27 protein-coding genes, 2 tRNA genes and 1 other annotated feature are annotated in these 26,427 nt (G+C 33.2%); of the genes, 28 read left to right on the top strand and 1 reads right to left on the bottom strand.

Going from position 1 to position 26,427, the window contains the following annotated elements; genetic code table 11:
* Nucleotides 1-573 precede the first annotated feature (573 nt).
* The 9 genes from cimA to CA_RS16260 all read left to right on the top strand — a co-directional run bounded on the left by cimA (nt 574) and on the right by CA_RS16260 (nt 10,387).
* Nucleotides 574-2,217, top strand: coding sequence for a citramalate synthase (gene cimA / locus CA_RS16300; protein WP_010966451.1), 1,644 nt, complete (start codon nt 574-576; stop codon nt 2,215-2,217).
* Nucleotides 2,162-3,430 carry a 3-isopropylmalate dehydratase large subunit gene (gene leuC, locus CA_RS16295; RefSeq protein ID WP_010966450.1) on the top strand — a complete coding sequence of 423 codons (1,269 nt, stop codon included), beginning with the start codon at nt 2,162-2,164 and terminating at the stop codon, nt 3,428-3,430. The genes cimA and leuC overlap by 56 nt, the downstream gene beginning before the upstream one ends.
* A gap of 2 nt (nt 3,431-3,432) precedes the next feature.
* Entirely contained in the window at nt 3,433-3,924 is a 492-nt protein-coding gene (leuD, locus tag CA_RS16290) for a 3-isopropylmalate dehydratase small subunit (RefSeq protein ID WP_010966449.1), read from the top strand.
* Between the two features lie 30 nt (nt 3,925-3,954).
* Entirely contained in the window at nt 3,955-5,028 is a 1,074-nt protein-coding gene (gene leuB, locus CA_RS16285; protein WP_010966448.1) for a 3-isopropylmalate dehydrogenase, read from the top strand.
* 46 nt (nt 5,029-5,074) lie between these two features.
* Nucleotides 5,075-6,733, top strand: coding sequence for a dihydroxy-acid dehydratase (ilvD, locus tag CA_RS16280; protein WP_010966447.1), 1,659 nt, complete (start codon nt 5,075-5,077; stop codon nt 6,731-6,733).
* Between the two features lie 5 nt (nt 6,734-6,738).
* Nucleotides 6,739-8,403, top strand: a complete 1,665-nt coding sequence (gene ilvB, locus CA_RS16275; RefSeq protein WP_010966446.1) for a biosynthetic-type acetolactate synthase large subunit — start codon at nt 6,739-6,741, stop codon at nt 8,401-8,403.
* 191 nt (nt 8,404-8,594) lie between these two features.
* On the top strand, nt 8,595-9,254 hold the full coding sequence (locus tag CA_RS16270; RefSeq protein WP_010966445.1) for a hypothetical protein: 660 nt from the start codon (nt 8,595-8,597) through the stop codon (nt 9,252-9,254).
* Nucleotides 9,255-9,448: 194 nt separating this feature from the next.
* Nucleotides 9,449-9,805 (top strand): NifB/NifX family molybdenum-iron cluster-binding protein, encoded by a 357-nt coding sequence (locus CA_RS16265; RefSeq protein ID WP_010966444.1) that lies wholly within the window; start codon nt 9,449-9,451, stop codon nt 9,803-9,805.
* 150 nt (nt 9,806-9,955) lie between these two features.
* Nucleotides 9,956-10,387, top strand: a complete 432-nt coding sequence (locus tag CA_RS16260; protein ID WP_010966443.1) for a DUF134 domain-containing protein — start codon at nt 9,956-9,958, stop codon at nt 10,385-10,387.
* Nucleotides 10,388-10,501: 114 nt separating this feature from the next.
* On the opposite strand, the gene CA_RS16255 is transcribed toward CA_RS16260, so the two are convergent.
* Nucleotides 10,502-10,984 carry a DUF4829 domain-containing protein gene (locus tag CA_RS16255; RefSeq protein WP_010966442.1) on the bottom strand — a complete coding sequence of 161 codons (483 nt, stop codon included), beginning with the start codon at nt 10,982-10,984 and terminating at the stop codon, nt 10,502-10,504.
* Nucleotides 10,985-11,280: 296 nt separating this feature from the next.
* On the opposite strand from CA_RS16255, the gene CA_RS16250 reads away from it, so the two are divergent.
* The 19 genes from CA_RS16250 (at nt 11,281) to nusG (ending at nt 26,422) form a co-directional block, all read left to right on the top strand.
* A complete protein-coding gene (locus tag CA_RS16250; protein WP_010966441.1) occupies nt 11,281-12,750 on the top strand; it encodes an amino acid permease in 1,470 nt (489 codons plus the stop codon).
* A 131-nt stretch (nt 12,751-12,881) separates the two neighbouring features.
* Nucleotides 12,882-13,137 (top strand) — a binding site (T-box leader).
* Nucleotides 13,138-13,275: 138 nt separating this feature from the next.
* A complete protein-coding gene (trpE, locus tag CA_RS16245) occupies nt 13,276-14,703 on the top strand; it encodes an anthranilate synthase component I (RefSeq protein WP_010966440.1) in 1,428 nt (475 codons plus the stop codon).
* Entirely contained in the window at nt 14,704-15,291 is a 588-nt protein-coding gene (locus CA_RS16240; protein WP_010966439.1) for an anthranilate synthase component II, read from the top strand.
* A complete protein-coding gene (gene trpD / locus CA_RS16235) occupies nt 15,272-16,267 on the top strand; it encodes an anthranilate phosphoribosyltransferase (protein ID WP_010966438.1) in 996 nt (331 codons plus the stop codon). Before CA_RS16240 ends, trpD begins: the two co-directional genes overlap by 20 nt.
* Nucleotides 16,268-16,279: 12 nt before the next feature.
* Nucleotides 16,280-17,068, top strand: a complete 789-nt coding sequence (gene trpC, locus CA_RS16230; protein WP_010966437.1) for an indole-3-glycerol phosphate synthase TrpC — start codon at nt 16,280-16,282, stop codon at nt 17,066-17,068.
* Nucleotides 17,061-17,678, top strand: a complete 618-nt coding sequence (locus CA_RS16225) for a phosphoribosylanthranilate isomerase (protein WP_010966436.1) — start codon at nt 17,061-17,063, stop codon at nt 17,676-17,678. The genes trpC and CA_RS16225 overlap by 8 nt, the downstream gene beginning before the upstream one ends.
* Nucleotides 17,675-18,859: a tryptophan synthase subunit beta gene (gene trpB, locus CA_RS16220; RefSeq protein WP_010966435.1), complete on the top strand. Its 1,185-nt coding sequence runs from the start codon at nt 17,675-17,677 to the stop codon at nt 18,857-18,859. Before CA_RS16225 ends, trpB begins: the two co-directional genes overlap by 4 nt.
* A complete protein-coding gene (trpA, locus tag CA_RS16215) occupies nt 18,849-19,640 on the top strand; it encodes a tryptophan synthase subunit alpha (RefSeq protein ID WP_010966434.1) in 792 nt (263 codons plus the stop codon). The genes trpB and trpA overlap by 11 nt, the downstream gene beginning before the upstream one ends.
* A gap of 176 nt (nt 19,641-19,816) precedes the next feature.
* Nucleotides 19,817-20,242, top strand: a complete 426-nt coding sequence (locus CA_RS16210) for a Mini-ribonuclease 3 (protein ID WP_010966433.1) — start codon at nt 19,817-19,819, stop codon at nt 20,240-20,242.
* A gap of 7 nt (nt 20,243-20,249) precedes the next feature.
* Nucleotides 20,250-21,569 carry an FAD-dependent thymidylate synthase gene (locus CA_RS16205; protein WP_010966432.1) on the top strand — a complete coding sequence of 440 codons (1,320 nt, stop codon included), beginning with the start codon at nt 20,250-20,252 and terminating at the stop codon, nt 21,567-21,569.
* Nucleotides 21,570-21,590: 21 nt separating this feature from the next.
* Complete coding sequence (gene rlmB / locus CA_RS16200; protein WP_010966431.1) at nt 21,591-22,349, top strand: 23S rRNA (guanosine(2251)-2'-O)-methyltransferase RlmB; 759 nt, start codon at nt 21,591-21,593, stop codon at nt 22,347-22,349.
* Between the two features lie 5 nt (nt 22,350-22,354).
* The gene (locus tag CA_RS16195; RefSeq protein WP_010966430.1) at nt 22,355-22,873 is read left to right on the top strand and encodes an NYN domain-containing protein; all 519 of its coding nucleotides are present in this window, start codon (nt 22,355-22,357) and stop codon (nt 22,871-22,873) included.
* A gap of 65 nt (nt 22,874-22,938) precedes the next feature.
* Entirely contained in the window at nt 22,939-23,577 is a 639-nt protein-coding gene (gene sigH / locus CA_RS16190) for an RNA polymerase sporulation sigma factor SigH (protein WP_010966429.1), read from the top strand.
* A gap of 80 nt (nt 23,578-23,657) precedes the next feature.
* Nucleotides 23,658-23,732, top strand: a tRNA-Gly gene (locus tag CA_RS16185).
* Nucleotides 23,733-23,740: 8 nt separating this feature from the next.
* Nucleotides 23,741-23,816: transfer RNA gene (locus CA_RS16180), tRNA-Thr, on the top strand.
* 210 nt (nt 23,817-24,026) lie between these two features.
* A complete protein-coding gene (gene tuf / locus CA_RS16175) occupies nt 24,027-25,220 on the top strand; it encodes an elongation factor Tu (RefSeq protein ID WP_010966415.1) in 1,194 nt (397 codons plus the stop codon).
* Nucleotides 25,221-25,436: 216 nt separating this feature from the next.
* Nucleotides 25,437-25,586 (top strand): 50S ribosomal protein L33, encoded by a 150-nt coding sequence (gene rpmG / locus CA_RS16170; RefSeq protein ID WP_010966428.1) that lies wholly within the window; start codon nt 25,437-25,439, stop codon nt 25,584-25,586.
* A 40-nt stretch (nt 25,587-25,626) separates the two neighbouring features.
* A complete protein-coding gene (gene secE / locus CA_RS16165) occupies nt 25,627-25,851 on the top strand; it encodes a preprotein translocase subunit SecE (protein ID WP_014519038.1) in 225 nt (74 codons plus the stop codon).
* A gap of 49 nt (nt 25,852-25,900) precedes the next feature.
* A complete protein-coding gene (gene nusG / locus CA_RS16160; protein WP_010966426.1) occupies nt 25,901-26,422 on the top strand; it encodes a transcription termination/antitermination protein NusG in 522 nt (173 codons plus the stop codon).
* Nucleotides 26,423-26,427 lie beyond the last annotated feature (5 nt).

Here is a 26,427-nt window from a genome sequence, read left to right as displayed (position 1 = left end):
AAAAAAATATGTGTCAATAATCCTTTTTTGTATTTTTTCATGTTTAACAAATTTCCAGTATTAAACTTATTTATCTAAATATTATATTATTAATAATATAATATTTAGAAGAAATGAAATTACTAAATCGTTAAATAATATTGTTTTCAAGATTGACATTATTAAAAAAAGATTACTATATAAAAAATAATAACAATAAAATAAAAATAGTGTTGACATTTTTTGAATTAGGTATTATTATCATTTCATAGTCCAATTGATGATGAGTTGAATTTGTATATCGAGTTTTTAAATAATCAAATAAAAGCTTTAGTCACTATTTAATTAAATGTGAATTTAAAGAAGTACGTTTAAATTTAAAAGTTAGTAGTGCCTTGTTATTGCTTTAAGTTAAAAGTTTGGGTGGTACCGCGCGGCCAGAGTTCTCGCCCCAAGGAGAGAATGTGGGTCGTTTTTTTATACCAAAAATTATTGAACTAAAAGATAATCTGAAATTAAAGAATAATCTAAAAATTTCAATAATCTTAATAGTCATAATTTTAAATCTAATTCAACAAGTTAGGAGGTTACAATATGGGCAAGGAAAAGAAGGTGTACATTTTTGATAGTATACTTAGAGACGGTTCTCAAGCACAAGGTGTTTCCTTTAGTGTGGCTGATAAGATTAAAATAGTAAAAAAGTTAGATGAACTGGGAATTGACTATATAGAAGCTGGAAATCCTAGCTCAAACCCAAAAGATAGAGAATTCTTTGAAGAAATAAGAAGTTTAAAGCTTAAACATTCTAAGTTGTGTGCATTTGGAAGTACTAGAAGAGCAGGTGCAAAGGCTGAGGAAGATGAAGGAATAAAAAAACTCGTAGATAGTGGAGTAAATGTATTCTCTATATTTGGTAAGGCATGGGACTTTCATGTTACAGATATAATAAAAACCTCTATTGAAGAAAATTTAAACATGATTAGAGATAGCATAAAATACTTAGTTTCTTTGAATAAGGAAGTTGTATTTGACGCAGAACACTTCTTTGATGGTTTTAAAAGCAATAAAGAATATGCCATAGAAGTTTTAAATACTGCGAGATTAGCAGGAGCAAAATGGATTGTGCTTTGTGACACCAATGGAGGAACTATGCCAAATGAAGTGAGTGACATAGTCAAGTACTTAGTAAGGGATTTAAACTTTGATAATTTGGGAGTACATTTTCATGATGACAGCGGCATGGCAGTAGCCAATTCAGTTGTAGCAGTGCATTATGGAGTTAATCATGTTCAAGGAACCTTTACAGGTGTAGGAGAAAGATGTGGAAATGCTAATTTATCAAACATAATAGCAAATCTAAGCCTTAAAATGGGCTATAATACCATAAAAAATGATAAGCTTGAATATTTGACAGTGGCTTTTAGATATATATGTGAAGCCTGTAATATGACACCTAATGAGAGGGTTGCTTATGTTGGAAATTGTGCTTTCTCTCATAAAGGTGGTATGCATATAGATGCTGTAAGAAAGAATCCAAAGTCCTTTGAACACATAGATCCATCTAGGGTTGGAAACTCAAGAAGAATACTTGTATCTGAGGTATCTGGAAGGAGTACAATACTTCCAGCTTTAAAAAGGATAAATCCTAAAATAGACAAGGATTCTCCCGAAACAAAGGCAGTAGTTAAAAGAATAAAGGACTTAGAGTATCTTGGATATCAATTTGAAGGAGCAGAAGGAAGTTTTGAGCTTCTTATGAGAAAAGAACTTAACGTATTTAGACCATCTTTTGAACTTGTAGAGTATAAGGTAATTGCTGAAAGGCCATATCTAAGTGACTTAAGTGCTACAGCAATAGTTAAAATAATGGTTAATGGCAAACTTGAAACAACCGCAGCAGATGGTAAAGGACCTGTAAACGCACTTGATAAAGCTTTAAGAAAAGCACTTGGAGTGTTCTACAAAGAATTAGCAAATGTTTATCTTACAGACTATAAGGTAAGAGTAATCAGTGGAACTAAGGCTACAAGTGCAAAAATAAGAGTATTAATTGAGTCTACAGATGGTGTATCAACATGGACAACAGTTGGTGTTTCCTATGACATAATAGAAGCCAGCTGGCTAGCACTTGTAGATTCAGTAGAATATAAATTAATACAATGCAATAAGGAGGAAAATAACAATGAAAAAACCGATGACTATGACACAAAAAATACTTGCGAACCATGCAGGGCTTGATTATGTAGAGGCAGGACAACTTATAACAGCTAACCTTGATCTTGTTTTAGGAAATGATGTAACTACACCAGTAGCTGTTAAAGCATTTAAAACTATGGGAACTAACAAGGTGTTTGATAAGAAGAAAGTAGCTATAGTACCAGATCATTTCACACCTAACAAGGATATAAAATCAGCGGAACACTGTAAGATGATAAGACAATTTGCTAAAAGTAAAGAAATAGAGAACTATTTTGAAATAGGTGAAATGGGAATTGAGCATGCACTTATCCCTGAGAAAGGACTTGCTGTTCCTGGAGATGTAATAATAGGAGCAGATTCACATACCTGTACCTACGGAGCACTCGGAGTTTTTTCAACAGGCGTCGGAAGTACTGATATGGCAGTTGGAATGGCTACAGGTAAAGCTTGGTTTAAGGTTCCAGAGGCTATAAAATTTGTTCTTAAAGGGAAGCCAGCAAAATGGGTGTCTGGTAAAGATATAATACTCCACATAATCGGAATGATTGGTGTTGACGGAGCTTTATATAAATCGATGGAGTATACAGGTGATGGTCTAGAGTATCTTTCAATGGATGACAGATTTACAATTGCAAATATGGCAATAGAAGCAGGAGCTAAGAATGGAATATTTCCTGTAGATGAAAAGACTATTGAATACATGAAGGGTAGAAGTGATAGAGAATTAAAGAAATTTGATGCAGACGAAGATGCTGAATACAGCAGGGTTATAGAAATAGATTTAAGTACATTAAAGCCTACAGTTGCATTTCCACATTTACCTGAAAATACAAAAACTATAGATCAGGTTGGAGAGGTTAATGTAGATCAAGTAGTAATTGGTTCATGTACTAATGGAAGAATGGAAGACTTAAGAATTGCAGCTTCGATCTTAAAAGGAAAGAAAATTAAGAAGGGAATAAGACTTATAGTATTCCCAGGAACTCAAAACATATACCTTGAAGCTATGGAAGAAGGACTAGTTAGAACATTTATAGAAGCTGGCGGAATAGTAAGTACCCCAACTTGTGGACCTTGCCTTGGAGGTCATATGGGAATACTTGCAGAAGGAGAAAGAGCTATATCTACAACTAATAGAAACTTTGTGGGTAGAATGGGACATCCTAAGAGTGAAGTTTACTTAGCAAGTCCAGCGGTAGCAGCAGCTTCAGCAATAGCAGGAAAAATAGTATCACCAGAGGAGGTTTTATAATTATGAAAGTTAATGGAGATGTTTTAAAATATGGAGATAATATTGATACGGATGTTATAATCCCAGCAAGATATTTAAATACTTCGGTACCTGAAGAGCTTGCAAAACACTGTATGGAAGATTTAGATGTGGATTTTCTAAAAAAGTTAAAAACAGGTGACATTGTAGTAGGAGGAAGAAATTTTGGATGTGGATCTTCAAGAGAACATGCCCCAATATGTATTAAGGCGGCAGGAGTTTCTTGTGTTATAGCAAAAAGCTTTGCTAGAATATTCTACAGAAATTCCATAAATATAGGTTTTCCAATACTAGAATGTGAGGAAGCTGTTAATGATGCTAGCACAGGAGATAAGCTTGAGGTTGATTTTATAGAAGGAATAATCAAGAATGTAACTTTGAATAAAGAGTACAAGGCTCAACCTTTCCCGGATTTCATGCTTAAAATCATGAAAAATGAGGGACTTACTAACTGTGTAAAGAAAGGTTTATTTTAATTAAATACATTTTTATTTGGAGGGTTATTAATGAAAGAATATAAGGTGGCCGTTATACCTGGTGATGGAATCGGTGTTGAAATAGTAGGAGAAGCTCTTAAGGTTCTTGAAAAAGTAGGAGCGAAATACGATACTAAGTTTAATTTTACAGAGGTTAAGGCAGGAGGATGTGCTATAGATGAATTTGGAGTACCTCTTCCAAACGAAACTTTAGAAATCTGTAAAAACTCGGATGCAGTACTTTTGGGAGCGGTAGGAGGACCTAAGTGGGATACTCTTCCGGGAGAAAAAAGACCTGAAAAGGCTCTTATGGGTTTAAGAGGTGGACTTGGACTTTATGCTAACTTAAGACCAGCAAAGGTTTATGATATTTTAAAATCTGCATCTCCTTTAAAGGAAGAAATCATAAACAAGGGAGTAGATTTACTTGTTGTAAGAGAGCTTACAGGAGGAATTTACTTTGGAGAAAGAGGAAGAGATATTCAAAACGGAATAAACTCAGCTTATGATACTGAAAGATATAATGTAGAAGAGATAAAGAGAATTGCACATGTTGCTTTTAAAGCTGCTCTTAAGAGAAATAAGAAGGTTACTTCTGTAGATAAAGCAAATATATTGGAATCTTCAAGGCTTTGGAGAGAAACAGTAACAGAGGTTGCAAAGGAATATCCAGAGGTTGAATTAAACTATCTTTACGTTGATAATGCAGCAATGCAGCTTGTACGTGAACCATCACAATTTGATGTAATAGTAACCAGCAACATATTCGGAGATATTCTTACAGATGAGGCTTCAATGGTAACAGGCTCAATAGGAATGCTGCCATCGGCAAGTCTTAGAAATGATACTTTTGGAATGTATGAGCCAATACACGGTTCTGCACCAGATATTGCAGGACAAGATTTAGCAAATCCATTAGCACAAATATTATCAGTTGCAATGATGCTTGAATATTCATTTAATATGACTGAAGCTGCAAGAGATGTAGAAGATGCAGTAGAAAAAGTTTTAAATAGTGGATACAGAACTGGTGATATATACACAGAAGGAAGTAAAAAAGTTGGAACAAAAGAAATGGGTAAGCTTGTTTTAGCTGAACTTTAATAAGTATAAACAGTCAAATCCACCAAAATGAAAAGGAGTGATTTATGTGAATTCTGATAAGGCAATGAAAGGAGTAGAAAGAGCTCCCCACAGATCTCTTTTTAAGGCTTTAGGTTTTATAGATGAGGAAATGGATAGACCTCTTATAGGAATAGCTAATTCTTACAGCGAACTTATACCAGGTCATATGAATCTTGATAAAATAGTTAAGGCTGTAAAAGATGGAATAAGAATGGCAGGAGGTGTTCCTGTAGAATTTGGAACCATTGGAGTTTGTGATGGTATTTCTATGAATCATAAGGGAATGAGTTATTCTCTTCCATCAAGACAGATTATAGCAGATAGTGTTGAGATCGTGGCTAAAGCACATGCTCTTGATGGGCTTGTACTTGTGCCAAATTGCGATAAGGTAGTTCCAGGAATGCTTATGGCGGCTGGAAGAGTTAACATACCTTCAATAGTAATAAGTGGAGGACCAATGCTTTCTGGTAGAACAAATGGAAGGGTCACAGATCTAAACTCTGTATTCGAAGCAGTTGGAGCAGTTTCAGCGGGAAAAATGTCTTTAGAAGAATTAGCTGAGCTTGAGAATACGGCATGCCCTACTTGTGGGTCTTGTTCTGGAATGTTTACAGCAAATTCAATGAACTGTCTTTCTGAGGTTTTAGGTCTTGCGCTTCCTTACAATGGAACTATACCAGCTGTATTTTCAGAAAGATTAAGACTTGCTAAAAAGGCAGGTATGAAAATAGTTGAATTGGTTCAAAAGGACATAAGACCAAGTGACATACTTACAGAAGCTGCATTTATGAATGCAGTCGCAATGGATATGGCACTAGGGGGTTCTACTAATTCACTTCTTCATTTACCAGCTATAGCTTATGAATGTGACGTGGATATTAATTTCGATAAAATAAATGAGATAAGTGAAAAGATTCCGCATGTGTGTAAGTTAAGTCCTGCAGGATTTCATCACATAGAGGACTTGCATATGGCAGGTGGAATACCGGCTGTTGTTAATGGAATTATAAAAAAAGGACTTCTAAATGGAGAGTGTATGACAGTTACAGGTAAAACTTTGTATGAGAATGTGAAGGATGCGAAAATCAAAAACATTGATGTAATAAGAATAGATAATCCTTATAGTGAGACAGGTGGACTTTCAGTATTGAGAGGAAATTTAGCTCCAGATGGCGCTATAGTTAAAAAGGCAGCAGTAGCACCCGAAATGATGCAGCATACTGGTCCGGCTAGGGTATTTAATAGTGAAGAGGAAGTTTCTAAGGCAATACTTGGTGGAAAAATAAATCCAGGTGATGTTGTTGTGATAAGGTATGAGGGCCCTAAGGGTGGACCAGGAATGAAGGAAATGCTTTCGCCAACAGCTTCACTTGCAGGAATGGGACTTGATAAGAGTGTGGCGCTTATAACTGATGGAAGATTCTCAGGTGCTACAAGAGGAGCATCCATTGGACATGTATCTCCAGAAGCGGCAGAAGGTGGTCCAATAGGGTTGGTTGAAGAGGGAGACACAATTGAAATAGATATTGAAAAGAAAACTATAAACCTACTTGTTCCGGAAGAAAAATTAAAAAACAGAAAACCGGAAAAGGTTGAAAAACCTGTGAAGGGATATTTAAATACGTATAGGCAGGGGGTATCATCTGCTTGTACAGGAGCAGTTTTTCATAGTACAAAGGAGTGATGAGAGTGAAATATAACGGTTCCAGAATTATACTTGAATGTTTGAAAGAACAAGGTGTAGATACTATTTTTGGATATCCGGGAGGAGCAGTCTTAAATATTTTTGATGCTTTATATTCATTTTCAGAAATAAGATGTGTACTAACATCTCATGAGCAGGGGGCATCACATGCAGCAGATGGATATGCAAGGGCTACAGGAAAAGTTGGGGTTTGCCTTGCGACCTCTGGACCAGGGGCTACAAATCTTGTAACTGGAATTGCAACAGCGTATATGGATTCAGTACCTATGGTAGCTATAACGGGGCAAGTAGCTACATCATTAATAGGTAAAGATTCTTTTCAAGAAGTTGATATAACAGATATAACTATGCCAATAACTAAGCATAATTTTATAGTAAGAAAAGTTGAAGATTTAGCTGATACTATAAGGAAAGCATTTTATATAGCACAAAGTGGTAGACCAGGTCCTGTATTAATAGATATTCCTAAAGACGTAACGGGAAATGAATGTGAGTACGAACCTAGGAAGCCAGAAAAAATTGAAAAAAGCTCTGTAAGGGATGCGGAGGTAGAAGGGGCTATTGAACTTCTATTAGAAAGTAAGAGGCCTGTTATAATTGTTGGTGGCGGTTGCAATATATCGGAAGCATCAAAAGAGCTTAAAATTCTTCAAGAAAAGCTTAAATGTCCTGTTTGTTCAACTATGATGGGACTTGGGGCATTTAGTGGCAAGGACGATATGTTTACTGGTATGGTTGGAATGCATGGAACAAAGGCATCAAATAAATCTATATGCGAAAGTGATTTAGTTATAGCTATTGGATGTAGATTTAGTGATAGAGTTACAAGTAATGCAGATACCTTTGCTAAAAATGCAAAAATACTTCATATTGATATTGATGAAGCAGAGGTTTCTAAAAATATTAAAGCAGATAGTTTTATTATTGGGGATGTAGAAGAGGTTCTAAAAAAAGTAAATGAGAAGCTTACTGCAAGAGAAGGTAATGAGTGGACAGAATATGCTCTAGGTCTTCTGAAAAAAGATAAATCTAAGGTACTTAGGATAAATAAATGTGACTCTGTAAATCCTGTATATGTAATAAAAAAGTTATATGAACTTACAGATGGAGAAGCAATAATAACAACAGAAGTGGGACAAAACCAGATATGGGCAACTCAAGGATATATTTATACAAAGCCTAGAAGTTTTATAACTTCAGGTGGACTTGGCACAATGGGATACGGATTTGGAGCGGCAATAGGGGCTAGCGTTGGGAAAGATAAAATGACATTTGATATTGCTGGTGATGGAAGCTTTAGAATGAACATAAATGAGCTTGCAACAGTTGTTAGATATAAGTTGCCAGTAAAAATAATTGTATTAAACAATAATGTTCTTGGCATGGTAAGACAGTGGCAGAATTTATTTTACAAGAAAAGATATTCAAGTACTACTCTTGAGAGAGACACTGACTTTGTAAAAATAGCTGAAGGATACGGTGCCCTTGGTTTAAGAGTTGATACAAATGCAGGAGTAGAGTCAGCTCTTAAAAAGGCAATAGATTATGATGGACCAGTAGTAATTGACTTTACCGTTGGAGAGGATGAAATGGCAACGCCTATAGTTCCCCCTGGGGCTGATATTGAAAATATGGTTGTACTTGATTAAAAATAAAAATGGTTATGCAATGATATTAAGTTGTATAACCATTTTTTTATAGAAATTTTAAACTTAAAGCATAAATAAAGGCACAAATTGAATAAAAATTTAAATTAAATTAAATATCAAATTGAATAAAAGAGTAAAGTATTTTATAATTAATATTATTATGTAAAATTAACTAATGAGGAGCTTTTAATATGACAAAAAAAATTTCTACATTCACTTCACTTATTTTTATCCTTGTCATTTGTATAATAGGTTTTATAAAATTTAGAACTATCTTTATGAATGTATTAGTCATACCAGCCAAAATTATTTCAAATTTACGTTTTAGAAAGTTAAATATACCTAATGTACTTATGTACTCAGGATATTACTCTCTTTTATCAATGATTTTTTCAATTATTTTTTGCGTATGTTTAGTATTACTTATTATACATTTATTGAGTAGAGCGCAAGGACCGAATTTTTATTCTTATATAATAAAAATGCTTATTGTAATGGGCATAAGTGGTGCAGTAATATATAGTAATTTTTGGACTATTACAAAAGATAAAATATATGTTAGTTCGCCTGAAACCCTAGGTTCTATCATTAGATATGACTACAATGATGTATCGAGTATAGCTATAAGTGTAGATGATGAAAAAGGTGCTGGACCAGTACTAAAAGTTGATTTAATTGTGAATAAGAATAACCTAGATCTTTGGCAATCCGTTTCTGTTAATGAGAATAATAAAAATAAAGAAGTGAAAGATTTAATTATTACTTTAAAAACAAGATTTCATACTTCTGTAACAGTTAATAAACATGGACATACTGAATATGATAAAGATATAAACTATTTGTTAAATTAATCCTTATTAAAAGAGAAGAATTTATGGGTTGCTATTAGGTAGCAGCTCTATTTTTTATTTTAAGGGATAAATGGAAGCAAATTAATAAATGTGAATGTTTGTAAGAAAAAATTATATATTGTATAATGTAAATGGCATATGCCAAAAATTTTATTTGGTTTTTATACAGATTAAACATAGAAAGGGTGAGTGCTGTGAAAATAGCGATACCTAATAATGAAAATATGATAAATCAGCATTTTGGAAAGAGTAAAAGTTTTATTATAACAACCTTAGAAGATGATAAGATAGTAAATGCAGAAAAGATATCCTCTGTAGAGCTTTTACATCAACATCAAGGTTTAGCTGATTTACTCGTGAAAAATGGAGTAGATGTGGTTATAGTAGGGGGTATAGGGGCAGGTGCCCTCACAGCTTTAAGGCAGAAGGGCTTTAAGGTTATAAGAGGAGCATCGGGAATATATACAGAGGTTATTAAAGAATATATTAATGGTAATTTAGAGGATAAGAATGTAGTATGTAATCATCATGGTGAACATAGTCATCAATAGTTTAGGAACTCTAAATGTTGGATATAAGCTAGCATTTGGAGTTTTTGTTTAATATAGAATAAACTGAAGTCCTTTTTATAGCTTAGAAAATAATTGAGTTTAATGAGAAGTTATATGAAATTGCAAATAAAAATGCGGGGAGGAAATAAAATGTCAAGGCCAACAAAGTTTAGGAAAGTGGATTTTTTTCCTAAGAGCACATGCTTTATTCCATTGGGAAAACCTAAATGTGAAGTCGAAGAAATAGCTTTAAAGATAGAAGAGCTTGAGGCTATTAGATTAAAAGATATTAAAGAATTAAATCAAGAAGAATGTGCTGCTAAAATGGAAGTTTCAAGGCAGACGTTTCAAAATATTATAGATAGTGCAAGAAAAAAGATAGCAATTGCATTAACAGAAGGAAATGCAATTGCTATAGGAGGCGGAAACTTTAAATCGAAATTTTGTAAATTTAAGTGCTTGGATTGCAGAAATACATATGAAATAAATTGTGAGAATGATAAGCATATGTGTCCGTCTTGTGGTTCTAATAATATTGTCTGTAATAAAAAAACAGGCTCTTGTGAAAATCTATGTAAGTAAATACGTTTCTATGAAATTATATAGCATTTATATTATTTTAGATATTTTTGATCGCAGTAGTTTTTATTTGATAATTTTAAAAGGTTGGTATTTTATAATATAAAATACCAACCTTTATACTTCGCCATGATTATCAATTAACCAAGGTGAATTTTTATTTTTTCTTACAACTGTAAACCATTCAACGTTTCTTCCGGTGGTAAATGCACTAGCATCATCTTTCTTGCATTTAACATCAAATGTAACTTTGTAAATTCTTACATTTTCCTCTTTTACCCCATTAACACTTCCACGGCCGTATTTCATGTAGGCTTCCTTTTGCTTTAAGTTTGAATCTTCAACTATATTAATAAGGTTAATAGATTTTAAATTGTCAAATTCAAAGTTCGTGTTGGGTTTGTTTTGCCAAGGTGTTAAAGTAGAAAGTATGCCTGTCCTACTCTTTTCACCATAGTACTTGAAATAATTTTCTATCACTTCATTAGGCTTTAATTTTAGTTTTTCAGAATTAGAAATATTAACTTTTTTCTCTCCTAGAGAACAGCCTGTAAACATAAACATTATAACAACAGCTATTAGTATAAGTTTTCTCTTCATTTTTCCTCCTATTCTTTATCTAAGCTAAGTAATAAAATATTAAATCCTGTGTATATATTATACAAAAAATACATTATAAAGTATAGAGGGGTATAATCATATACTAATTTATAGGATGCTTTCATATAAGGTTTTTTAAAAAATTATATTTATAAATATGTCCACATATGATATAATACTTTAAGACTTTATTGTCTTAGTGCTTTAGCACTTTATCATAGTGAAATTATATTTTAGTGTAAGAAATTTAAAGAATTAACTTTTAGTATATTAGAACAAAAGAGGGGGCAGTTTTAGTGTCTGCAGAGTTAGAGAAAGATAAAAATGGTGAATTAAAGAGAAGTTTAAAAACACGACATATGAATATGATTGCCATTGGAGGATCAATTGGTACAGGTTTGTTTTTTACTAGTGGTAATACAATAAGTACGGCGGGTCCAGGAGGTGCTATTGCAGCCTATGCTATTATGGGGGTGCTTGTGTATTTTTTAATGACATCGCTGGGAGAAATGGCTACAATGATACCAAACGCTGGTTCATTTGAAACCTATGCCTCAAAGTTTGTAGATCCAGCATTAGGTTTTGCATTAGGTTGGAACTACTGGTTTAACTGGGCGATAACTGTTGCAGCAGAATTAGTTGCAGGCGGACTTGTTGTTAAGTTTTGGTTGCCAAATACAGGGACAACTATTTGGAGTATAGGATTTTTAGTTATTTTATTTGGTCTGAATTTGCTATCTGCAAAAGCATATGGTGAAGGAGAATACTGGTTTTCAAGTATAAAAGTCGTAACAATTATAGTATTTCTTATTATGGGAGTGCTTATTATATTTGGAATAATGGGCGGACATGGAGTAGGTTTTAGCAATTGGGTGCTTAAGGATGGAAAAGGGAATTCAGCACCATTTGTAGGTGGAGGAATGGCTATATTAATGAGCTTTTTAACTGCCGGATTTTCTTTTGCTGGCACAGAGGTAGTAGGTTTAGCTGCTGGTGAAGCTGAAAATCCGGAAAAGGATGTACCAAAAGCAATAAATTCAGTTTTTTGGAGAATACTTATTTTTTATATTGGTGCAATTATAGTTATTGGTTTTATCATTCCTTTTAATGATTCTAATTTGCTTAAAAATGGTGTATCAGATATAGCGTATAGTCCATTTACTATAGTGTTTAAAAGATCTGGAATTGCTCTTGCAGCGTCAATAATGAATGCAGTTATACTAACTTCTGTGCTTTCCTGTGGTAATTCAGGTCTTTATGCAGGTTCACGTATGATGTATGCTATGGCTAAAGAAGGAAAAGCACCAAAGATATTTGGTAAATTAAATAAAAGTGGTGTACCACTAAATGCTCTTATTTTTACTTCTGTTATTGCATCAACAGCGTTTTTTGCATCGCTTATTGGTGACGGTAAGATATATTCAATTCTTTACAATTTATCGGGTATAACAACATTTATAACATGGCTTGGAATAGCAATTTGTCATTATAGATTTAGAAAAGCTTATATTGCTCAAGGAAATAAAATTGAAGATTTAAAGTATAAGGCTTTATTGTATCCATTTGGTCCTATATTTGCAATGATACTTTGTACAGTAGTTTTATTTGGTGCTAATATATGGGTGTTTCAAGCAAAAACCTTCAGTTGGTTCGATTTTACAACTAACTATGGAAGCATTCCTTTATTTTTATGTTTTTATTTTATATATAAAAAAGTGCATAAAACAAGGATAGTTTCTTTAATGGAGTGTGATCTTAATAAGTAGAGGATAGAAGAATTTTTATGCCTTAAACGGTGACAAGAATTAAAGTTTTAATCCACTAAAGGAATAAATATCTAAATTTTATGTTGACACTATATTCTGAATATTATATAATTACATTACAATTTAGTTGATACAAGTCTGTGAATAGAAGTAGTAGCTATTAAGAAATTGGTTAAAGCGAGTCGGGTTAGTGTGAGCCGGTACCGTAGCTTGTAGTGAATGGATCTATGAGACGATGCTGTGAAAGAGGTATTCAGTAGTAGCATTCGGAAAGTCTACCGTTAAAAGGACAGGATATCGAAATTGTAATTTCCGTATCTGTAAAAGATGATCTATTTATTTACTTAGATTAAAATGGGTGGCACCACGGACCACTTCGTCCCATACAAAGGAACGAAGTGGTCTTTTTGCGTTTTTTATTAAAATTTGAAACTAATATCGTAGAACTTTTAAAAGCATAGTTGCACAGATAAAAGACATAATAATCTAAAAATTTTTAATGTTTTGAAAAAAGGAGAGTGTGTTATGTACAATATTTCAGAAGAACAGTTTAATGATAACAAAAAGTTAAAAAAAGCATTTCAAGTTATTTACGAGGAAAATGGAGATGAGATAACTCCAATATCATTATTTTATAATCTAGAAGGGAAAAACAAGTTCTTGCTTGAGAGTAACTTATTTTCGGAATCTAAAGGAAGATATTCTTTCATAGGAGCTAATCCTTATGCAATAATAAAAGGATTTAGTAACAATACTGAAATTATTAGGAATGGCTATGTAAAAAAAGTAGAAGATAAATTCCTTAAGGTTGCAAGAAAGCTTACTGAGGAAGGAAAGATTGAAAAGAGTAAATATCCTTTTTGTGGTGGAGGAGTAGGGTATGTAGGCTACGACATAATAAAGCAATACGAAAAAATACCCAGCTTAAATGAAGATGATTTAAAAATACCAGATGCTATTCTCATGTTTTATAAAAAAATTATCTGCTATGACCATGTGAAAAACAGTATTGTATACATCTATAATGTGTTTAGAGAAGATGATAAATCCTACAAAGAAATCAAACAAGAACTTTTTGAATTGAGTGAAATTTCAAAAAAAACTAGAGAAATGCACAAGCTTCCGGAAAGTCATAATCCAGCTAATATAAGTTCTAATTTTACAAAGGATGAATTTTGCAAAATGGTAAAAAAAGCTCAGGAATATATAGTTAAGGGTGATATTTTTCAAATGGTTCCTTCTCAAAGGTTTGTAATGGATATAGATGAAAGACCGTTTAATGTGTACAGAAGGCTTAGAGGCAAAAATCCATCCCCATATCTTTTCTATATAGACTTTAATGATTTTCAGGTTACAGGTTCATCGCCCGAGAGTTTGGTATGTGTGTTTAAGGATAGGGTAATAACAAATCCAATAGCGGGAACAAGACCTAGAGGAAAAAATGAACAAGAGGATATTAAGCTTAAGAGCGAGCTTATAAATGATGAGAAGGAAATAGCGGAACATTCAATGCTTTTAGACCTGGCTAGAAACGATATAGGGAAAATAAGTGAGTTTGGCACAGTTACTGTGGATAAGTTTATGGAAGTGGAATTGTATTCACATGTTATGCACATAGTGTCTAAGGTTTCTGGAAGGCTTAAAAAAGAATACGATTGCTTTGAAGCTTTAAAATCATGTCTTCCAGCTGGTACAGTGTCAGGAGCGCCTAAAATAAGAGCTATGGAGATAATAGACGAATTAGAGAACACAAAGAGAGGCTGTTATGCAGGTGCAGTCGGGTATTTTTCTTATGACGGAAACATGGATACATGTATTGCTATAAGAACTCTTGTCATAAAAGAAGGTAAAGCATATGCACAGGCAGGCGGTGGAGTTGTGTATGATTCCATCCCTGAAAATGAGTACGAAGAGAGTATGAATAAATCCCAAATTCTTAAGGAAGTGATATAAGTGATTTTAATAATAGATAATTATGATTCCTTTACTTATAACCTATATCAATATGTGGGTGAGATATACAAGGATGTAAAAGTTGCAAGAAATGATGAAATTTCGCTAGAGGATATAAAGAAAATGAAGCCAGAAGGAATAATAATTTCTCCGGGACCTGGCACTCCTTATGATGCTGGAATTTCTATAGAAGTCGTTAAAAGATTAGGTGAATTTATACCTATTCTAGGAATTTGCTTAGGACATCAATCTATAGCCGAAGCCTTTGGAGGCAAAGTAATTGGGGCACAGACTATTATGCATGGTAAGACATCTGTAATAAAGCATGACGAAAAGGAAATTTTTGAAGGTATAAAAAATCCTTTAAAAGTCATGAGGTATCATTCTCTTGTTGCTGATAAATATAGTTTTCCTAATGAACTTTATATAACAGCAGAAACTGATGATGGAGTAATAATGGCAGTAAGGCATAAAAGATACAAAATATTCGGAATTCAATTTCATCCTGAGTCATACTTTACGGAAGATGGAAGAAAGCTTATTAAAAACTTTTTAGGGGGTATTTGTAATGTTAAAGGATGCTATTAAAAAAATTGTTCGATTTGAAACTTTAAGTGAGAATGAAGCTTATGGCGCGATGAATGAAATTATGGACGGAAAAGTAAGTGAAATAGATATGGCAGCTTTTTTAACTGGTCTTAGAATGAAGGGTGAAGAGGTAGAAGAAATATTAGGCTGTGCGAGGGCCATGAAGGAGCATGCTGTTAAAGTAGAGGTGAACAATTTATACGCTATAGATACCTGTGGAACAGGAGGAGATGGTGGAAAAACCTTTAATGTGTCCACTTGCTCAAGCATAATTGCAGCAGCGGGAGGAGTTAAGATAGCTAAGCATGGTAATAGGGCAGGTTCTAGTAAAAGTGGAAGTGCAGATGTATTAACAGAGCTTGGGGTAAGTATAAATCTAAAGCCAGAAGAGGTTAAAAGAGAAATTGAAGAAAAGGGTATGGCTTTTATATTTGCACAAAGTTATCACAAGGCTATGAAAAATGTTGCCCCTGTGAGAAAAAGCCTTGGTTTCAAAACCATATTTAATCTTTTAGGACCACTTACAAATCCATGCAATATAGGTGGGCAGGTGCTTGGAGTATTTGATCAAAAATTAACTCATCCATTAGCAGAAGTTCTCCTTAAGTGTGGATTAGAAAAAGCAATGGTTTTAAATGGATGTGATGGCTTAGATGAAATAACTATAACAGGCTCAACCTTTGTAAGTGAAATAAAAGACGGAAGAATAAAAGATTATGTAATAAAACCTGAGGATTTTGGAATCAAGCGTTCTAAAATTGAGGATGTAAGGGGCGGAACTCCTAAGGAAAACGCAGAGATAATAATAGATATTTTAAAGGGAAAAGGTGGACCTAAAAGAGATATTGCAGTTTTAAATGCAGCAGCAGCCCTATATATTGGGAAAATCACAGAAAACTTAAAGGACGGAGTAAGGCTAGCTTGCAATATTATAGACAGCGGTAAGGCGTTTCAAAAATATGAAGAACTTGTATAGGAGGGATTTTAGTTGATACTTGATGATATTGTTCGTGATAAAAAGCTCCAGCTTATAGAGGATAAAAAGGCGCTTAGCTTAGATGATATAAAATCAAAATTGAATTCTTTAAATTTAGATAAGAGAAATTTTAAAGAAGCTCTCGAAAAAGAAAATATATCTATAATAGCAGAAATTAAAAAGGCATCACCATCTAAGGGAGTTATAAGGGAAGATTTTAATCCCGTAAAAATAGGACAAATTTATGAAAATATAAACATAGATGCAGTGTCGATTCTTACGGAAAAGAAATATTTCCTGGGAAAAAATGAATACATTAAGATTGTAAAAGAAGTGAACTCTAAACCCATACTTAGAAAGGATTTTATAGTAGATGAATATCAACTTTATGAAGCCAAGCTTATAGGAGCAGACGCTGTTTTGTTAATAGCAGCAGTACTTAAAGATAAGCTGGAATGCTTTTACAATAGAACACTGGAACTTGGACTTGATTCTATAACTGAGGTTCATAATGAGGAAGAAGCAAAATTAGCGTCTGAAATTGGTTGCAGCATAATAGGAATAAACAACAGAGATTTAAGGGATTTTTCTACAGATATTACAACTACAAAGAGGCTTATGAAATACGTACCAAGGGATAGAATAATTGTTTCAGAAAGCTCAATAAAAACACCAGAAGATATATTGTATTTGAGATCAATAGGAGTGAATGCTGTTTTAATAGGTGAAACCTTTATGAGAAATATAGATGATTTAAAGGGTATAAATGAATTTTTAAAGAAGGCTAAGGATAATGGTTAAAATTAAGGTATGTGGAATAAGAAGAGAAGAAGATATAGAAATAGTAAATAAGTATAAGCCTAACTATGTAGGTTTTGTATTTGCTAAAAGTAAGCGTCAGGTCGATATGTACAAAGCAGAAAAACTTGCAGACAAACTAGATGTATCTATTAAAAAAGTTGGTGTGTTTGTAAATGAGGACATAGAAAAGGTAAAGGAAGTTTCTTTTAGAGTAAAACTTGATATAGTGCAGCTTCATGGGGATGAAAATGAAGAATATATAGATAAATTAAAGGGATTTAAAGTATGGAAAGCAGTTAATGTAACAGCTGGTAAAGATGTAGAAAAATTTAAAAATTACAGAATAGATGCTTTTTTAGTAGATGGATATGATGGCACTAATAGAGGAGGTACTGGGAAGAGTTTTAATTGGAATTTACTTAAGGAAAACCAAGATAAAATACTAAAGCCAATTATTGCAGCGGGTGGCTTAAATATAGACAATGTTGAAAAATGTATAGAGGTACTTAACCCTTTTGCTGTAGATGTTTCCAGTGGAGTAGAGACAGATGGCTTTAAGGATGAAGAGAAGATAAAAAAATTTATAATGAGAGTGAGGAAGTTTAAATGAATGGAAGATTTGGAAAATTTGGAGGACAGTATGTTCCAGAGACATTAATGAATGCAATAAATGAACTTGAGGTTGAATTTAATAAGGCAATAAATGATGAAAAATTTATGATGGAATACAAGTATTATCTTGAAAAATATGTTGGAAGAGAAACACCACTATATTTTGCTGAAAACATGACAAAGAATCTTGGTGGAGCAAAAATATATCTAAAAAGAGAGGATTTAAATCATACAGGTTCCCATAAGTTAAATAATGCTTTAGGACAAGTACTTTTGGCAAAGAGAATGGGAAAAAAGAGAGTCATAGCAGAAACAGGAGCAGGACAGCATGGAGTTGCTACGGCTACAGCAGCAGCTTTGTTTGGATTAGAATGTGAAGTGTTTATGGGAGCAGAAGATGTTGAAAGGCAAGCGCTTAATGTGTTTAGAATGAAGATATTAGGAGCAAAAGTGAATTCAGTAAAATCGGGCACTAATACTTTAAAGGATGCAATAAACGCAGCTATGAGAGATTGGGTTACGAATATAGACAATACTTACTATGTAATAGGTTCAGTAATGGGTCCGCATCCGTATCCAACTATAGTAAAAGACTTTCAAAAGATTATAGGAGAAGAGGCTAGAAAGCAGATATTAAAAGCAGAAGGAAGACTTCCAGACTATGTTGTTGCATGTGTAGGAGGGGGAAGTAACTCCATGGGTATATTTTATCCTTTTATTAAGGATGAAGGAGTGAAGCTTATAGGTGTTGAAGCAGCTGGGCTCGGGATTGATACTCCAATGCATGCGGCAACGCTTACAAAAGGAAGTGTAGGTATAATACATGGAATGATGACTTATGTGCTTCAAGACGAAGATGGTCAAATAACTCCAGCATATTCAGTATCTGCGGGGCTTGATTATCCAGGAGTGGGACCACAGCATTCTTACTTAAAGGAAAAAGAAAGAGCAAGCTATGAGGCTGTAACTGATAAAGAAGCCTTAAAGGCGTTTTTGTATTTATCGGAAAAGGAAGGAATAATACCTGCGCTTGAGAGTTCTCATGCAGTAGCCTATGCTATGAAACTGGCACCTAGCCTATCAAAAGATGAGATTGTTATTATAAATCTTTCTGGAAGAGGAGATAAGGATGTAAATACTGTAATGAAAAATATGGAGGAAAATAAAAATGGCAAATAAAATTGATTTGAAATTTAAGGAGTTAAAATATAAAAACAAAAAAGCTATGATTCCATTTGTTACAAGTGGATATCCTGATGTTGAAACGACAAAGAAAATAGTTATTGAAATGGAGAAATCCGGAGCTGATTTAATAGAGCTTGGAATACCTTACTCAGATCCCGTTGCAGATGGTCCTATTATACAAATATCTTCATCTGGAGCTCTTAATAATGGACTTAAGATAAAGGATATAATGAATATGGTAAAAGAGGTACGTAAAAATGTTAAAATACCAATAGTCTATATGGGATACTTTGGATGTGTTTTTAAATATGGATTAGAGAAGTTTATTAAAGATTCCAAAGAATCTGGCGTAGATGGAATAGTAATACCAGATTTACCTCTTGAAGAAAGAGAAAGGGTGAAAGAAATAGCAGACAGATATGAATTTTATATAATACCACTTGTAGCACCTACTTCAGAGGATAGAATAGGTAAAATAGTTAATGGGGCCAAGGGCTTTATATATTGTGTTTCTACTAATGGAGTTACTGGAGTTAGAAATATTATAGCTAATGATGTTAAAGCTTATATAGATGTAGTTTCAAAAGCTTCGAATGTACCTAAATGCATAGGCTTCGGCATATCTAGTCCAGAAATGGCACAAAAGATGAAAGAATATTGTGATGGAGTTATTATAGGAAGTGCTGTTATGAAAATTGTTGAGGAGGATATACCAAAGGAAGAGATGATTCGTAAAGTAGGAGAATTTATTTCACAGGTTAATGAAGTATTATAAGCATAAAAAGTTTTTTTAGAAGTTGGGAAGACAGCCTGACTTCTTTTTACGTATATTATAACCAAAAAACTTCGAGAATCATTTTTTATATGATATAATCTTTTTTATAATATCTTTATCATAGATAAATGAATAGTTTTTATTATTTAAAACTGATAAAATTAGGAGATGCTTTAATGGATTTTAATATATTAAATGATAAATTTACAAAGACAAGAGCAGTACAGCTGAATCCCTTAGTATTAGCTTTTGTAGGAGATGCTGTTTACGAAAATTTTGTGAGGATATACATAGTAGATAAATACGATGAAATGACAGTACATAGGCTTCACATAAAGGCAATTGAATTTGTAAAAGCTCATGCACAAAGTACCTTTATGAAGGAAATTTATGACGAGTTAAATGAAGAAGAGGTAAGGATATATAAGAGAGGAAGAAATGCAAAATCAGCTACTTCGCCTAAAAATGCTGATATATGCGAGTATAGAGCGTCAACTGGTTTTGAGGCTTTAATAGGATATCTTTATCTAACAAATCAAATTGATAGGCTAAATTTTATATTAGAAAAGGTCGTAGAAATAAAGGAAAATAGCAAAGGGTGAAGATAAATTGAAGATAACTAATTTTGAGCAAACAGGATTATGTGAAATTGAAGGAATATTAAGTATAGAAAATACTGAAAATATAGAAGTTAGTGAGTTAAGAGAAATTTTAAAGTGTGCAAATGTTTCTTTTGTTTTAGAAGGAATTAATAGGCTTCAAAGTACTTTGATATGTGAACTTAAGGCATCATATGTTCAGCAAAGTCAAAGGTATGTAACACTTAAAGAAAATTCTTTTGATCTTCCAGACTTAAGGCATGAAGACGAATTAAAAGCAAAAGAGCTACTTAGAAAAGCTTTTGAACTTTATGAGGAGATGTCACGTCTTAAAGAGGGACAATTTAAAGGGAGACCTAAAGCCGAAAACTATTTATATGGTATACCTATTGAGGATGCTAGATATATACTTCCTTTAGCCTGTAAGACGAATATAAGCATGGCAATGAACGGGGAAAAGCTTATAGATTTCTTTTACTTGCTTAATGATAGACATTACAGTGAAATTTTTAGCGATTTAAAAAAGCTTGTTTTAAGTAAGTTGCCGGAAAAGCTTTCCTTGTTTTTATCAAAGCTAAAAAGTAATTATAATCGTAAACTTATTGAAAACTTTTATAAATCAGCGTTTGATAAAATAAGTGAATGTGATAATATAGTTCTACTTAATTCTTTTGAAGACTTGGATCTTAAGGTTGGACTTGGTGCTATAACCAGTACTCACGATAAAACTCCGTCAGAGGTTATGGAGCTTTGGGGAGACAATGCTACAGAAAAGGCAAAGGGTGTATCTGAAAGAGTATTAGGATATGGTCATGAGAGTATAGCAGAGCAAGCAAGAACTACCTTTGGAATGATGTGCAGTATGGTAACTTATCATCAACAGATAAGGCATAGGTTATCTGAAAATCATAGGGAAGCTTTATTTAATATAATACAAGATGAAAAAAGAGAAGTAGTAGTTCCAAGTACCGTTAAGGAATCTGAATTTTATAATAGATTTGTTGAATTAACACATGAATTTAAAAAGTTTAGAAAATATGTGCTTAAAGAATATGGTGAAGAGAAATCGCTAAATTTTCTTCTTAACTGTGATCGAATAAAGCTTGTTATATCAACAAATGCGAGAATAGATTGTCAGATGTTGGCTGATAGAATATGTTTTAATGCTCAATGGGAAATAAGGGAACTTTCAACTAAGAAGCTTGAAAAACTAAGAAAGCTATCTCAAGTATTATATGTTAAGGCGCTTCCTTCATGTGTATTTGGAAAGTGCAAAGAAGGAAAATTTACTTGTGGAAAACAAATGATTATGAAAAATAAATTTGCTTAAAATATGTATTTTGGAGGAAATATGGATAATAAAGAAAGAGAAGATTTAATAGAAGGTAGAAATGCTGTGATAGAGGCATTAAAATCTGATTCAACTATAGAGCAAGTATTAGTTTCTAGTGGAAAAAGTGAAGGTTCCATAAATGTAATACTTGCAAAAGCTAAAGAAAAAGGAATACCTGTTAAATATGTTGATAGAAAAAAGCTAGATAAGATATCTAATGGAGGAGTACATCAAGGTGTAATAGCCATATCAACGCCTTATAATTACTGTGATGTAGATGATATCATTTTAAATGCAAAGGAAAAGAATGAAGATCCTTTTATACTTGTGTTAGATGAAATAGAAGATCCTCATAATTTGGGCTCTATTATAAGGACTGCTGAATTATGTGGAGTACATGGAATTATAATACCTAAAAGAAGAAATGTAGGTGTGACCCCAACAGTATACAAAACTTCTGCGGGTGCAGTTAAATACGTAAAAATAGCCAAAGTAAGTAACATAAATCTTGCAATAGATAAGCTTAAAAAAGAGGGAATTTGGGTTTATGGAGCAGAAATTGATGGAGAAAATTACTGCTACAATCAAAATATGACTGGGGCCTTAGCTCTCGTAATAGGAAGTGAAGGAAGGGGAATTTCAAAGCTCACAAAGCAAAAATGTGATGTGCTTGTAAAAATCCCAATGGTAGGTAAAGTCAACTCTCTTAACGCATCTGTTGCTGCAGGTATTGTTATGTATGAAATTTTAAAGCAAAGAATTGTAAAAAGAGGATAGGAAAATTGAAAACTATTCTTGTGGATGGGTACAATGTTATAAATAGTTGGGGAAAACTCAATTCTATTAAGGATGATGTGAGTTTAGAGAGTGCAAGAGATAAGCTTATAGAGGTATTAGTAGAATACGGCGAATTTACGAATTGCAAGATTATAGTTGTTTTTGATGCGCATCATATCCCTGGGAACACTGGAGAAAAGATTAAAATGTACGATAAATTTACTATAGTGTATACAAAGGCAGGAGAAACAGCAGATAGTTTTATTGAAAGATATGTAAATAAAGTTGGAAGAAAATCTGAAGTTTGTGTAGTTACATCCGATAATTTAGAACAGCAGGTTGTTTTTCAAAGAGGATCTACTAGAATGTCTTCCATAGAATTTTATAATGATGTACAAAAAATTCATGGGAGAATAAGCAAAAAAGCTGAGAAAATTAGAAATGAAAAGAAGTATAATCGGTTAGAAGATAGAATTGATAAAAATATAATGGAAAAACTGGATAAAATAAGAAAAAATCTTTGAAAATATTGACTTGAAAAATATTACTATTGTATAATTGTTTTGTGGGTTACATAGGGGGGATATCAGTGGAAAATGAGATTGCTAGCAATCGGCAAATTAATTTTGATGACAAACTAGATGAAGAAATAGTAATGATGGCAAAACTCGGGGATGAGAAATCACAAGAATACTTAATTAACAAGTATTCTAATTTTGTAAAAGTAAAAGCAAAATCATATTTTTTAATAGGTGCAGATAAAGAGGATATATGTCAAGAGGGAATGATAGGACTGTACAAGGCTATAAGAGACTTCAAGCCTATCAAATTAGCTTCTTTTAAGGCTTTTGCAGAAATCTGCATAACTAGACAGATAATTACGGCAATAAAGACAGCAACAAGACAAAAGCATATACCGCTTAATACATATGTTTCTTTGAACAAGCCGATATATGATGAAGATTCTGATAGAACATTATTTGATGTAGTATCAAGCGTCGAAGTATCTGATCCAGAAGAACTTATTATAAGCAAAGAAGAAGTAGCAAAGATAAGAAAAAATATGCTTAAGGTACTTTCTAGCTTAGAAATAGAGGTTTTAGAGTCTTATTTAGAGGGAAAATCGTATCAAGAAATTGCAAAAGATTTGGACAGATGTTCTAAATCAATAGATAATGCACTTCAAAGAGTTAAAAGAAAATTGGAAAAGTGTTTGGAAAAAAGATAAAATATATTGACAAAGAAAATTGTTGATAGTAAAATTAATAATTGGTATATAGCTCATAACTTTGAGCATTATAAGAGTGTGCGGGAATAGCTCAGTGGTAGAGCACTAGCTTCCCAAGCTGGGTGCCGCGGGTTCGATACCCGTTTCCCGCTCCAATAAAGTTGCCCATGTGGCTCAGTAGGTAGAGCGTCACCTTGGTAAGGTGGAGGTCGCCAGTTCAAATCTGGTCGTGGGCTCCAAAACTTATTGCATAGAACACACCAGGAACAGTTTACATGAATGGACTAAGTTTCGTCATGTTTTTAGTGTTTGCTTGTAGTTATATACATAATGCTAATTATGCATATAGATAATGGTGTTCTATAATAAAAATTTTTAATACATTACTAATTGTGGTGTAATACAATAAATATTAATTGTTTACCATAAGTATTAAGGAGGAACCAAAAATGGCAAAGGAAAAATTTGAAAGAACGAAACCACATGTAAACATAGGAACAATAGGACACGTAGATCACGGTAAAACAACATTAACAGCAGCAATAACAACAATATTAGCAAAAGAAGGAAAAGCAAAAGCATTCAATTACGAAGAGATTGATAAAGCACCAGAGGAAAAAGAAAGAGGAATAACAATCAACACAGCACACGTTGAGTATGAAACAGAGAATAGACACTATGCTCACGTTGACTGCCCAGGACATGCTGACTATGTAAAGAACATGATTACAGGAGCAGCGCAAATGGATGGAGCAATCCTAGTAGTAAGTGCAGCAGATGGTCCAATGCCACAAACAAGAGAGCACATACTATTGGCATCAAGAGTTGGTGTTGAATATATAGTAGTATTCTTAAATAAAGCAGACCAAGTAGATGATCCAGAATTAATCGACTTAGTAGAAATGGAAGTAAGAGAGTTATTAAACGAATATGGATTCCCAGGCGATGATACACCAATCGTAGTAGGAAGTGCGTTAAAAGCATTACAGAATCCAGATGATGCAGAAGCAATAAAACCAATAAAAGACTTAATGGCAGAAGTAGATGCATACATCCCAACACCAGAAAGACCAACAGATAAAGCATTCTTAATGCCAATCGAAGATGTCTTCACAATAACAGGAAGAGGAACAGTTGCAACAGGAAGAGTTGAAACTGGAACATTAAAAGTTGGAGACGAAGTAGAAATCGTTGGAATGAAAGATGAAATAACAAAAGTAGTAGTAACAGGCGTAGAAATGTTCAGAAAAATACTTGATAGTGCATTAGCAGGAGATAACATCGGAGCATTATTAAGAGGAGTACAGAGAGAAGACATCGAAAGAGGTCAGGTATTAGCAAAACCAGGTTCAATAACTCCACATAATAAATTCGTAGGTCAAGTATACGTATTAAAGAAAGAAGAAGGCGGAAGACATACACCATTCTTCAATGGATATAGACCACAATTCTATTTCAGAACAACAGACGTAACAGGATCAATCCAGTTACCAGATGGAGTAGAAATGGTAATGCCAGGAGACCACATAGATATGACAGTTGAATTAATAACAAAAGTAGCAATGGGAGACAACTTAAGATTCGCTATCAGAGAAGGCGGAAGAACAGTTGGATCAGGAGTTGTTACTAGTATAATAGAGTAATAAAAGAGAAGTTGTTTTCCTACATGTGTAAGCGGACTGGGTGACAGACCCAGTCCCTTTAAGTAGGATAAAGTTAATTATAAAAATAAAGTAGAAAAAAACTAATGAGTCCTTGATATGTGTTTGACACGCTGTAATAATTGTGATAATATATTGAGGTAGTGCGTATTTTAGCAAGGCATAGGAAATTTTCTTAAAAATTGGGAGGTGTAGATTGTGAGAGTAAAACTAACACTAGCTTGTACTGAGTGCAGACAGAGAAATTACAACACAATGAAAAATAAGAAAAATGATCCAGATAGATTAGAAATGAAAAAATATTGTCCATTTTGCCACAAACATACACTTCATAAAGAGACAAAATAGCATATCGGGCCGTAATTTCATAAATAGGATGTGAATAAAAATGGCTGCTAATGTAAAAAATAGAAATGTGGAAAAATCACCATTAAAAGGTTTTGTTGGATTTTTTAAGGATCTTGGGGCTGAAACTCATAGGATTACTTGGCCTTCAAAATTGGATCTTAAAAAAACCACAATAGCGGTACTCACTTTTTGTGCTGCGTATATTATAGTGGTAGCAATAATGGATTATGGTTTTAATAACCTCTTTAGGGTGATCTTTAAGTAAGATGTAAGGGAGGTTATGGGTTCAGAAAAAAATTCTGTTCCATAAAATTATGAGTGAAAAAGCTAAATGGTATGTTGTACATACATATTCCGGTTATGAGAATAAAGTAAAAGCAAACATTGAAAAAACCATTGAAAACAGAAATTTGCAAAATCTAATTATGGATATTCAAGTTCCACTTCAAGAGGAAGTTGAAGAAAAGGATGGAAAGAAAAAAGTAACTTTGAAAAAAGTATTTCCAAGTTATGTCCTTATAAAAATGGTAATGACTGATGAATCATGGTATGTTGTTAGGAATACAAGAGGATGTACTGGATTTGTTGGCCCAGGATCAAAACCTGTTCCTTTGACTGATGATGAAGTTAAATCAATGGGCATAAGGGAAAAAGTAGCTAGCATAGATATTGTTGTTGGTGAAAATGTAAAAGTTATTTCTGGTCCACTTATGGATCAAGTAGCTCTCATCCAAGAAATCAATTTAGAAAAAGGCAAATTAAAAGGCTTAGTTAATATGTTTGGCAGGGAAACTCCTGTTGAGCTTGATTTTAATCAAATAGAAAAACTAGATTAGTAAGG

The organism is Clostridium acetobutylicum ATCC 824, from assembly GCF_000008765.1.
Lineage (GTDB): Bacteria > Bacillota > Clostridia > Clostridiales > Clostridiaceae > Clostridium_S > Clostridium_S acetobutylicum.
This window is presented reverse-complemented; position numbering and strand designations above follow the sequence as displayed.